This window comes from Marivita sp. (assembly GCF_051251565.1).
GTDB lineage: Bacteria > Pseudomonadota > Alphaproteobacteria > Rhodobacterales > Rhodobacteraceae > Marivita.
Window position 1 is genome coordinate 431,430 of the sequence record NZ_JBPOFB010000002.1, and the last position, 8,546, is coordinate 439,975.

The following is an 8,546-nucleotide window of genomic DNA, read 5'->3' on the forward strand; positions in this document are numbered from 1 at the left end:
TGCCTATCCGGCAAGGTGGCGTCGGGGGCGCGTGCGGTTCCGCAACGGGAAACAGTGTGATGCGTCACCGCATGCCGCATACTGCCCAAGGATCAACGGGTCACAGTTCCCCAAAGGTCGTATTCGCCCGCTTCGTCCACCTCGACCGTCACGATGTCCCCAACCGACAGGCCGTCAGTGCCTTCGTCGATGAACAGGTTGCCGTCAATCTCGGGCGCGTCGGCCTTGGTGCGGCAGGTGGCGATCCCGTCTTCGTCGATATCGTCGACGATCACGTCTATCAATGACCCGACCTTTGCCGCCAGCTTGGCTTCGGAAATGGCCTGCGCCTTTTCCATGAACCGGTCCCAACGCTCTTGCTTGATCTCGGCTGGCACATGATCGGGCAGGGCGTTTGACCGCGCACCGGCGACGTTTTCATACTGGAAACACCCAACGCGATCCAGTTGCGCCTCGTCCAGCCAATCCAGAAGCGTCTGGAACTCGGCCTCGGTCTCGCCGGGATAGCCGACGATGAAAGTGGACCGCAGCGTGATGTCCGGGCACAGGTCGCGCCAGGCTGCGATCTCGTCCAGCGTCCGCGCCGCTGCCGCAGGCCGCGCCATACGTCTGAGCGTGTCGGGATGCGCATGCTGAAACGGAATGTCGAGATAGGGCAACACCAGACCGTCCGCCATCAGCGGCACCAACTCGCGCACATGCGGGTAGGGGTAGACGTAATGCATCCGCACCCAGGCCCCCAGACTGCCCAGATCCCGCGCCAGCGACAGGATCGGGAACTTCTCGTCCCGGTCCTTCCAATCGGTGCCATAGGCCGAGGTGTCCTGCGAAATGACCAGCAATTCGCGCACGCCATTCTCGACCAGCTTTTCCGCCTCGCGCAGCACCGCCTTGGCGGGGCGCGAGGTGAGCAACCCGCGCATGTCCGGGATGATGCAGAATTTGCACTTGTGATTGCAGCCTTCCGAGATTTTCAAATAGCTGTAATGGCGCGGGGTCAGGCTCACACCGGTTGCGGGCAGCAGATCGATAAAGGGATCAGGATCTGGCGGCACAGCGGCATGCACCGCATCCAGCACCTGTTCGTATTGATGTGGACCCGTGACGGCCAGAACTTTGGGGTGCGCACCGGTGATATACTCCGGCTCTGCTCCGAGACAGCCGGTGACGATCACCCGACCGTTTTCAGTGAGCGCTTCGCCGATGGCATCAAGGCTTTCCGCCTTGGCCGAGTCCAGAAAACCGCAGGTGTTTACAATGACCGCATCTGCTCCGGAATAATCCGGGCTGATCCCATACCCTTCGGCCCGCAGTCGCGTCAGAATGCGTTCGCTGTCCACCAGCGCCTTGGGGCAACCAAGCGACACCATACCGATGGTCGGCTGGCCAGCACGGGGTGCATCGGTGATCTTGGCCGATGGGGCCAGATCAGGACGCAGGGAAGGGGGGTTCTGTGACATGCGCTGCATATAATCTCTTGCATGCCACTGCGAAAGCCCAGATCGTCATGCCGCTTGCGATGGCTTCGCGGGCATCGGCAGGATCATCACGGGGAATATGAGATGCGTCTTGCGAAAGGAAATTGTGAGAGGTGCGCGGCGTGCAGTTTCTGAAAAATCAAACGGGGCTCAACGCTCCAATTGCTGAACTGTTCAAAGACACGTTCACAGAGTCGGAAGGCGCTCAAGAAGGGGCCGTAATTCAGGGTCTTGTCCATGATCTGCTGACCACCACCCCCTCGGGCGATCTTTGCGTTTACACGGCGCATCAGGATGACGCGCTCTGCGGTTGCGCGGTCTTTACGCGAATGCGCTTTGCCGATGATGCGCGGAAGGTGGTTCTTTTGTCGCCCATGGCAGTGGCCACAGTACATCAAGGCCAAGGTGTCGGCCAAAAGCTTTTGACCCATGCGCTAAAGGATTTGAAAGCCGAAGGTGTGGACGTCGCTGTCACCTACGGGGATCCGGATTTTTATGGGCGTGTCGGCTTCACGCAGGTCTCACCTGATATCGTTCCGGCGCCGCAGCCACTCAACATGCCAGTGGGCTGGATCGCGCAATCCCTGACAGACGCTCCACTGACCCCGCTGCCAAAGCCTGCGATATGTGCGCCAGCACTGGATCACCCGGACTTTTGGTAAACGACATTCCAGCGGCAAATAAAAAGGGGCGGTTGACCCGCCCCTGACATCAAAACCGTATCTGTGCCTCAGCGACGCCGGTCGCGGCGTGAACTCATCGGCTGGAACGCCACGCCGACATGCGCCTCGCAATAGGGTTTGCCTTGTTGCACGGGCAATCCGCAGAACCAGAAGTTCGGCGTTGCCGGATCACCCACCGGCCATTTGCAGGTCCGTTCGGTCAATTCCATCAGCGTCAGCTTCTTTGCCTTCTTCTCGATCGCGTTGACCTTGGCCAAGGCTTCGGGGCTGATCTCGTTCGCCGAGGGTTGCGGCGGCAGCGGTTGACCCGCCGGAATGATCTGCTTGCGCGGGCTGGGCGGCGGGGTGGCGGATTTCGTTTCCATCACCACTTCGGGTTCAGCAGGCTTTTGGGCAGGCGCTGGCTTGGCAGCGGCCTTGGGTTTGGGCGCTTCCGCCTTGGGCGCAGGCTTGGCTTCGGCTTTGGTCGCGCCAGCGGCCCCGGCACGGTTCGACAGGCCCAGGCGATGCACCTTTCCGATCACGGCATTGCGGGTCACCCCGCCAAGTTCCTTGGCGATCTGGCTGGCCGACTGGCCTTCGCCCCACATCTTTTTCAGCAGCTCTACACGTTCATCGGTCCAGGACATCGTCGCCCTCCATCAAAAAGAGCGGCCATTTGCGTTGGCCGCCCGAAATCTCTAAGTCGCTCTCTATTCTAATCATGCGTGGGCGAGTTACAACCCGCGCTGACAGGCAAGAGGTGCCCAATGCAACAGACCGAGCAGATGAATGCGAATGAGCGTCGTTTTGGCCGAGTAAATTGGTTGGGGCTTTATACGCTCGGTCAGCGCGAGATCCTGCGCTTTGCCAATGTGTGGACGCAAACGCTGCTTGCGCCCTTGGTGACGGCAGGATTGTTCCTTGTGATCTTTACCATCGCCATCGGGGAACGCCGGGGCGACGTGATGGGCGTTGATTTCACCCTGTTTCTGGCACCCGGCATCCTGATGATGACCGTGATCCAGAATGCGTTTGCGAACACGTCGTCGTCGATTGTGATCTCGAAGGTGCAGGGCAATATCGTTGACACGTTGATGCCGCCCTTGTCGGCGGCAGAGCTGGTTCTGGGCTATCTTGCGGGCGGGATCGCGCGGGGGCTGGTGGTGGCGGTTGCCATCGCGCTTGCGCTTTGGCTGTTCCTTGGGATCGTGCCACAGCATCCGCTGGTCGCGTTGTTCTTCGTCTTTATCGGCGGCGCGCTGATGTCGGGCGTTGGCATGGTTGCCGGGATTTATGCAGACAAGTTTGATCAGATGGCCGCGATCACCAATTTCATCGTCACGCCTTTGGCTTTCTTGTCCGGCACCTTCTATTCCGTGCAGGCCTTGCCGCCGCTGTTGAACGACATCACCCATATGAACCCGATCTTTTATCTGATTGATGGGGTGCGTTGGGGCATGTTGGGGGTCTCTGACAGCAGTCCGTGGCTGGGTGCCGCGGTGACTGTTGCGGCGACGCTGGCGATCAATCTTCTGGCGTGGTCATTTTTCCGACGGGGCTACCGGCTGAAGGCCTGATCCGGCCTTCGCGCCAGACCAACAGGCCCGCACCGCACAGAATGACACCGGTTCCGATCACCGACACGCTATCGGGGCGTACGCCGAAGACGACAAAGTCATAGAGCGCGGCAAACACCAGCGTGGCATAGAAAAACGGCCCGACAAAGCTCGCGTCAGCGCGGGCAATCGCGTTGATGAAGCAGGTCTGTGCGGCTGCCATCAACAGCCCGATGCCCGCAAGCGCAAGCCATTGCGCCGGGGTGGGCGCGATCCAGACCCATATGGCCGCAGCCGAGGCGATGCCAACGCCGATCACGTTGTTGATCAGCAGGATCTGCATCGGCCCCTCGCGCCCGGACAGGCGCTTGATCACGATCAGTTCGATGCCCAGCGATATCGCCGCGCCAAGTGCCAAAAGTGCCGCTGGCTGAAACGCGTCCGGCGTGGGGCGCAACAGGATCATCGCCCCGCACAGCGCAATGGCCGCCGCACTCAGCCGCACAGGTCCGACGCGTTCGCCCAAAAGCGGGATGGCCAGCAGCACGGCAATCACCGGGTTGAGAAAGCTGATCGCGGTGGCGTCTGACAGCGGGATATAGGCGGTGGCCGCAAACATCAGGGTGACACCGCCCCAGCCGAACGCGACGCGCACCGTGTGGGTCTTCCATGCGATCTGGGTAAAGCGCAAACGCATAAGCGTTGCAGCCAGCGCAAAGGCGAGGAAGGCAAAGACAAACCGTCCCTGACTGATCTGGAGCGGGTTGAGCGCTGGGCCCAGTGCGTCCGTGCTCAGCATCTTGGCCAGCAACGTGGTGCCCGCCACAAAGGCCGAGGCAAGCAGCGTCAGCACCGCGGCCAAGACAGGGTTCTGGGATTTGGGCACAAACATCGCTCAGCCTTGCCCGGCCTTTCGGCCAAAGGCAATCACTGCGCGCGTGTTGGTACAATCTGCTGAACGATCCCCACGAGCACAAGGTAGACGGAGGTTGCGATCAAACCCCAATGCGCCCAGCTGTCGGGGTGGAAATCGACCCAAGCCGCCCAGCCTGCAAAGAACGTCCATGCCAGTGCGATGGGCAAGGACAGGCCACGCCAGCGTTCGGTGCGCACGGGGTGGATGAACTTGAGAGGCAGGAACATCGCCACCGACAAAAGCGCCACCAATCCCAGCGAGACCCATGAATTCGGCTCGATTGCGAACAGCACAAGAATCAGCATGTTCCAGCAGCCGGGAAAGCCCTGGAATGAATTGTCGGGGGTCTTCATCCGGTTGTCTGCGAAATACATGGCGCTGGCAAAGGTGATCACGATGATCGCAAACCAGCCTGTCCAGCCGGGCAGAAGGCCAGATTGGAACAGGGCAAAGGCCGGGATGAACACATAGGTCAGATAGTCGATGATCAGGTCCAACAGCACGCCATCAAAGCGTGGGGCATTGGTTTTGACATCGTATTTGCGCGCCAGCGGTCCGTCGATGCCGTCAACGGCAAAGGCCACGACCAACCACAGAAACATCACCGACCATTGGTCCTGTGCCGCCGCCAGGAGGGCGAGCATGGCAAACACGGCACCAGTGGCAGTAAGAAGATGAACGCCCAAGGCGCGGGATTGATCGGTCATTTTGCGGTTTTGGCGCAATTCGCCGCCGCGTGCAACGCGCCGGTTGTGGATCGTTCCTGCATTGGCGGCCCGACTGTCGCAGATGTTACCGTCATGCCACCAGTTGGTGCCCGTCACGCCCCGTGATCATTGCGCTGACGATCTGCCCCACGGGCTGTTCTGTAGCAAAGCGCACTTCGGTGAATTGCTCGGTCCGGCCCATATCGGGCGCTTCGAGCAGCACGTTGTGGGTGCGGCCCTGTTGGTCTTGCAGGTGACGGGTGACAGCGGCCTCTCCGGCGGCCCGCAACCGTGCGGCCCGGTCCTTGATCGCGCGCCCATCGACCTGCGGCATCCGCGCGGCGGGCGTGCCTTGGCGGGGCGAATAGGGGAAGACATGCAGCCATGTGAGGTGGCACTCTTCAACCAGCTTCAGCGAATTGGCGAAATGCGCCTCGGTTTCGGTTGGAAAGCCCGCGATGATGTCCGCGCCAAAGGTCATGTCTGGGCGCAGTTTGCGGGCGTCCTCGGCAAAGCGGATCGCATCGTCGCGCAAATGCCGCCGTTTCATCCGCTTGAGAATAAGATCATCGCCATGCTGAAGGCTCAGATGCAGATGCGGCATCAGGCGCGGCTCGGTTGCAATTGCCTGCATCAGGTTCTCGTCCACCTCGATGCTGTCAATCGAACTGATCCGCAGGCGCGGCAGGTCCGGCACCAGCTTGAGGATGCGCATCACCAGGTCGCCCAGTTTCGGCTGTGCGGGCAGGTCTGCACCCCAGCTTGTCAGGTCAACGCCGGTCAGCACCACTTCGTTAAAGCCCTTGTCCACCAGCCGCGTGATCTGGTCCACGATCACACCCGCAGGCACCGAGCGCGAATTGCCGCGACCGTAGGGGATGATGCAGAAGGTGCAGCGATGGTCACAACCGTTCTGGACCTGCACATAGGCGCGGGACCGGGTGCCAAACCCGTCGATCAGATGTTGCGCGGTTTCGGTCACCGACATGATGTCATTGACCTGCACCGCCTCCGTGTCGCCGATGAAATCGGTGGCAAGCCCCGCCCACGTGTCCGGCGTCATCTTTTCTGTGTTGCCGATCACCGCGTCGACCTCGGCCATCTGGGCAAAGGTCTCGGGTTCGGTCTGCGCGGCGCAGCCGGTCACGATCAGCTTGGCATCGGGGTTGTCGCGGCGCAGCTTGCGAATCTCTTGGCGGGCCTTGCGCACCGCCTCGGCGGTTACGGCGCAGGTGTTGATGACCACGGCATTTGACAGCCCCGCCTGCGCGGCAAGGTCTTTCATCGCTTCGGTCTCGTACGCGTTCAGGCGACAGCCCATCGTGGTGAATTTGGGCGCGCTCATCTGATCTGCTCCAGCCATTCGGGTGTGAACGTGCCCGAGAACACATGCGCCGTGGGTCCGGTCATCCAGACCCCGTCGTCGCGCCAGTCTATGTCAATCCGCCCACCATCAAGGTCAATGGTCACCCGCCGCCCAGTCAGACCGCGCCGCGCCGCTGCAACTGCCGTCGCGCAGGAGGACGATCCCGAGGCAAGCGTGACCCCGACTCCGCGTTCCCAGACCCTCATCCGCAGATGGTTGTCGCCGATCACGCTGGCAAATTGAACATTGGTGCGTTCGGGAAACAACGGGTGATGTTCGATGGTGGCCCCCCGCGTTTCAAGATCTACCGATTCGGCATTGGCGACGAAGAACGTGCAATGCGGATTGCCCATGCCCGTGGCCGTTGGCCCGCCGTCGATAGGAAGCTCCAGCGTGTCCATCTGCGACGCCAGCGGCACCTCGTGCCACGTGATCTGCGGCAGGCCCATGTTGACCGTCGTCAGGCCGTGGCCTGCGTCCTGGGCCACAAGGTGCCCGCGTTCGGTGGTCAAAACCACCTGGGTATTGCGCGTGTCGTCCATCAGATACCGCGCAATACAGCGTGTGGCATTGCCACATGCCCCGGCGGTGGACCCGTCCGCGTTGTAGAAGGTCAGCCGCGCATCCGCGCTGCCTGTGCCCGGTTCGATCAGGGCAAGCTGGTCAAACCCCACACCGCGATGCCGGTCGCCAATGGCCTGCGCCAGCGCGGCTGTCATGGCGACAGGCCGCACACGGCCATCCAGCACGACAAAATCATTGCCGAGCCCGTGCATTTTCATAAAGGCGATATCATGCGTCGCGTGGGTCATCATGGCCGCGCATATACGCCTGTGCGATGCATCTTTCCAGTGCGCCGCTGATCCCGCGCTTTGGCTTTCTTCACGTTAGCGTTCGAATGTGCCGTTTTGGGGGTTGACCGCAATGGGCCCTCTTTCTAGACAGCGCCCCAGTGGGCCGTTAGCTCAGTTGGTAGAGCAACTGACTTTTAATCAGTGGGTCGCAGGTTCGAATCCTGCACGGCTCACCACTGATCATCAATTTTCCTTTCCCTACTTGGGGTTGGTGTCAGAATTGACGAACCTCTTGGGAAGGTTCGCCAAATTGCGCTCGCCATTCGGGCGGGCGACCAGTTTCTCAATCGCGGAATCGGCCATGCCTTCGCGGCCTGCGGCCTCGGTGTAGCGCTGCACGAGGGCTAGCGTTTTGTGGCCTGTGACCGCGCCGATCTCGTGCGCGGTGGCTCCGGCCTCGGCCAGACGTCGCGCGCAAGCCTTGCGCAGCCCGTGGGCGGAACACTGAGGCAGCTCGGCCTCTTCGGTCCAACGCTGCATGAGATTGCCCAGCCCACCGGCAGAGCGCATGGTGCCTTTCTGGGTGGCCAGGAAGGGGCGGTCCTTCGGCAACTTGTCTAGCACTTCGGCCAGGTCCGGGTGGATCGGCACGGAAACCAGCACACCGCCTGAGCGCTGCGTCTTCTGTCGCCGGTACTCGATTTTGCCGTTGCGGACGTTCTTCGGCCCCAGCTTCACCGCATCGACCCGCGCCGCGCCGGTGTAGAGCATCAGCGTCATCGCCGTATGCGCGAGCGTACCGGGCTTGTGGGCCTTGAAAAACTGCGCCAGCTCGTCCTCGTCCCAGGTGTGAAAGCCGTCACCGCCCACACGAAACGGCTTCGTTGCCCGCGCCGGGTTGTCTCCGCGCCAGTCCAGCGTGATCGCGAAATCCATCAACTGGATCAGCCGCTTGCGCAGGTTGTTCGCGGCGGTCGGGGTCTCGGCTTGGACCTGTCACGCTTCTGTGCCGCCCCAAGTGCTCGTTTAAGCTACTTTCCGCTCGAAGGCGACGGGGCTTTTCC

At 61.4% G+C, this 8,546-nt stretch carries 9 protein-coding genes and 1 tRNA gene; 3 read left to right on the plus strand and 7 right to left on the minus strand.

All coding sequences use genetic code 11. The features are described 5' to 3' along the window. Positions 1-92 precede the first annotated feature (92 nt). Positions 93-1,469, minus strand: a complete 1,377-nt coding sequence (rimO, locus tag ACSHXH_RS04655; RefSeq protein WP_435670602.1) for a 30S ribosomal protein S12 methylthiotransferase RimO — start codon at positions 1,467-1,469, stop codon at positions 93-95. A gap of 131 nt (positions 1,470-1,600) precedes the next feature. Here rimO and ACSHXH_RS04660 point away from each other — a divergent pair, with 131 nt between their 5' ends. Continuing rightward, positions 1,601-2,140, plus strand: coding sequence for a GNAT family N-acetyltransferase (locus ACSHXH_RS04660; protein WP_435670603.1), 540 nt, complete (start codon positions 1,601-1,603; stop codon positions 2,138-2,140). Between the two features lie 68 nt (positions 2,141-2,208). Here ACSHXH_RS04660 and ACSHXH_RS04665 read toward each other — a convergent pair whose 3' ends face one another. After that, positions 2,209-2,790 (minus strand): GcrA family cell cycle regulator, encoded by a 582-nt coding sequence (locus ACSHXH_RS04665; protein ID WP_435670604.1) that lies wholly within the window; start codon positions 2,788-2,790, stop codon positions 2,209-2,211. A gap of 120 nt (positions 2,791-2,910) precedes the next feature. On the opposite strand from ACSHXH_RS04665, the gene ACSHXH_RS04670 reads away from it, so the two are divergent. Next, entirely contained in the window at positions 2,911-3,720 is an 810-nt protein-coding gene (locus ACSHXH_RS04670) for an ABC transporter permease (RefSeq protein ID WP_435670605.1), read from the plus strand. Here the strand turns inward: ACSHXH_RS04670 and ACSHXH_RS04675 are convergent. The 4 genes from ACSHXH_RS04675 to dapF form a co-directional block, all read right to left on the minus strand. Further along, positions 3,668-4,591 carry a DMT family transporter gene (locus ACSHXH_RS04675; RefSeq protein ID WP_435670606.1) on the minus strand — a complete coding sequence of 308 codons (924 nt, stop codon included), beginning with the start codon at positions 4,589-4,591 and terminating at the stop codon, positions 3,668-3,670. The genes ACSHXH_RS04670 and ACSHXH_RS04675 overlap by 53 nt on opposite strands. A gap of 35 nt (positions 4,592-4,626) precedes the next feature. Then, the gene (locus ACSHXH_RS04680) at positions 4,627-5,322 is read right to left on the minus strand and encodes a CDP-alcohol phosphatidyltransferase family protein (RefSeq protein WP_435670617.1); all 696 of its coding nucleotides are present in this window, start codon (positions 5,320-5,322) and stop codon (positions 4,627-4,629) included. Between the two features lie 91 nt (positions 5,323-5,413). Further along, the gene (gene mtaB / locus ACSHXH_RS04685; RefSeq protein ID WP_435670607.1) at positions 5,414-6,667 is read right to left on the minus strand and encodes a tRNA (N(6)-L-threonylcarbamoyladenosine(37)-C(2))-methylthiotransferase MtaB; all 1,254 of its coding nucleotides are present in this window, start codon (positions 6,665-6,667) and stop codon (positions 5,414-5,416) included. Then, positions 6,664-7,503, minus strand: a complete 840-nt coding sequence (gene dapF, locus ACSHXH_RS04690; RefSeq protein ID WP_435670608.1) for a diaminopimelate epimerase — start codon at positions 7,501-7,503, stop codon at positions 6,664-6,666. Before dapF ends, mtaB begins: the two co-directional genes overlap by 4 nt. 139 nt (positions 7,504-7,642) lie before the next feature. Here dapF and ACSHXH_RS04695 point away from each other — a divergent pair. Then, positions 7,643-7,718, plus strand: a tRNA-Lys gene (locus tag ACSHXH_RS04695). 22 nt (positions 7,719-7,740) lie between these two features. Here the strand turns inward: ACSHXH_RS04695 and ACSHXH_RS04700 are convergent. Beyond that, positions 7,741-8,418, minus strand: a complete 678-nt coding sequence (locus tag ACSHXH_RS04700; protein WP_435670609.1) for a tyrosine-type recombinase/integrase — start codon at positions 8,416-8,418, stop codon at positions 7,741-7,743. Positions 8,419-8,546 lie beyond the last annotated feature (128 nt).

What these genes read in the sequence shown, in the direction of transcription:
- ACSHXH_RS04675 (WP_435670606.1), bottom strand. Translation starts at nt 4,591, where the DNA reads ATGTTTGTGCCCAAATCCCAGAACCCTGTCTTGGCCGCGGTGCTGACG.
- ACSHXH_RS04680 (WP_435670617.1), bottom strand. Translation starts at nt 5,322, where the DNA reads ATGACCGATCAATCCCGCGCCTTGGGCGTTCATCTTCTTACTGCCACT.
- dapF (WP_435670608.1), bottom strand. Translation starts at nt 7,503, where the DNA reads ATGATGACCCACGCGACGCATGATATCGCCTTTATGAAAATGCACGGG.
- mtaB (WP_435670607.1), bottom strand. Translation starts at nt 6,667, where the DNA reads ATGAGCGCGCCCAAATTCACCACGATGGGCTGTCGCCTGAACGCGTAC.
- ACSHXH_RS04700 (WP_435670609.1), bottom strand. Translation starts at nt 8,418, where the DNA reads ATGGATTTCGCGATCACGCTGGACTGGCGCGGAGACAACCCGGCGCGG.
- rimO (WP_435670602.1), bottom strand. Translation starts at nt 1,469, where the DNA reads ATGCAGCGCATGTCACAGAACCCCCCTTCCCTGCGTCCTGATCTGGCC.
- ACSHXH_RS04670 (WP_435670605.1), top strand. Translation starts at nt 2,911, where the DNA reads ATGCAACAGACCGAGCAGATGAATGCGAATGAGCGTCGTTTTGGCCGA.
- ACSHXH_RS04665 (WP_435670604.1), bottom strand. Translation starts at nt 2,790, where the DNA reads ATGTCCTGGACCGATGAACGTGTAGAGCTGCTGAAAAAGATGTGGGGC.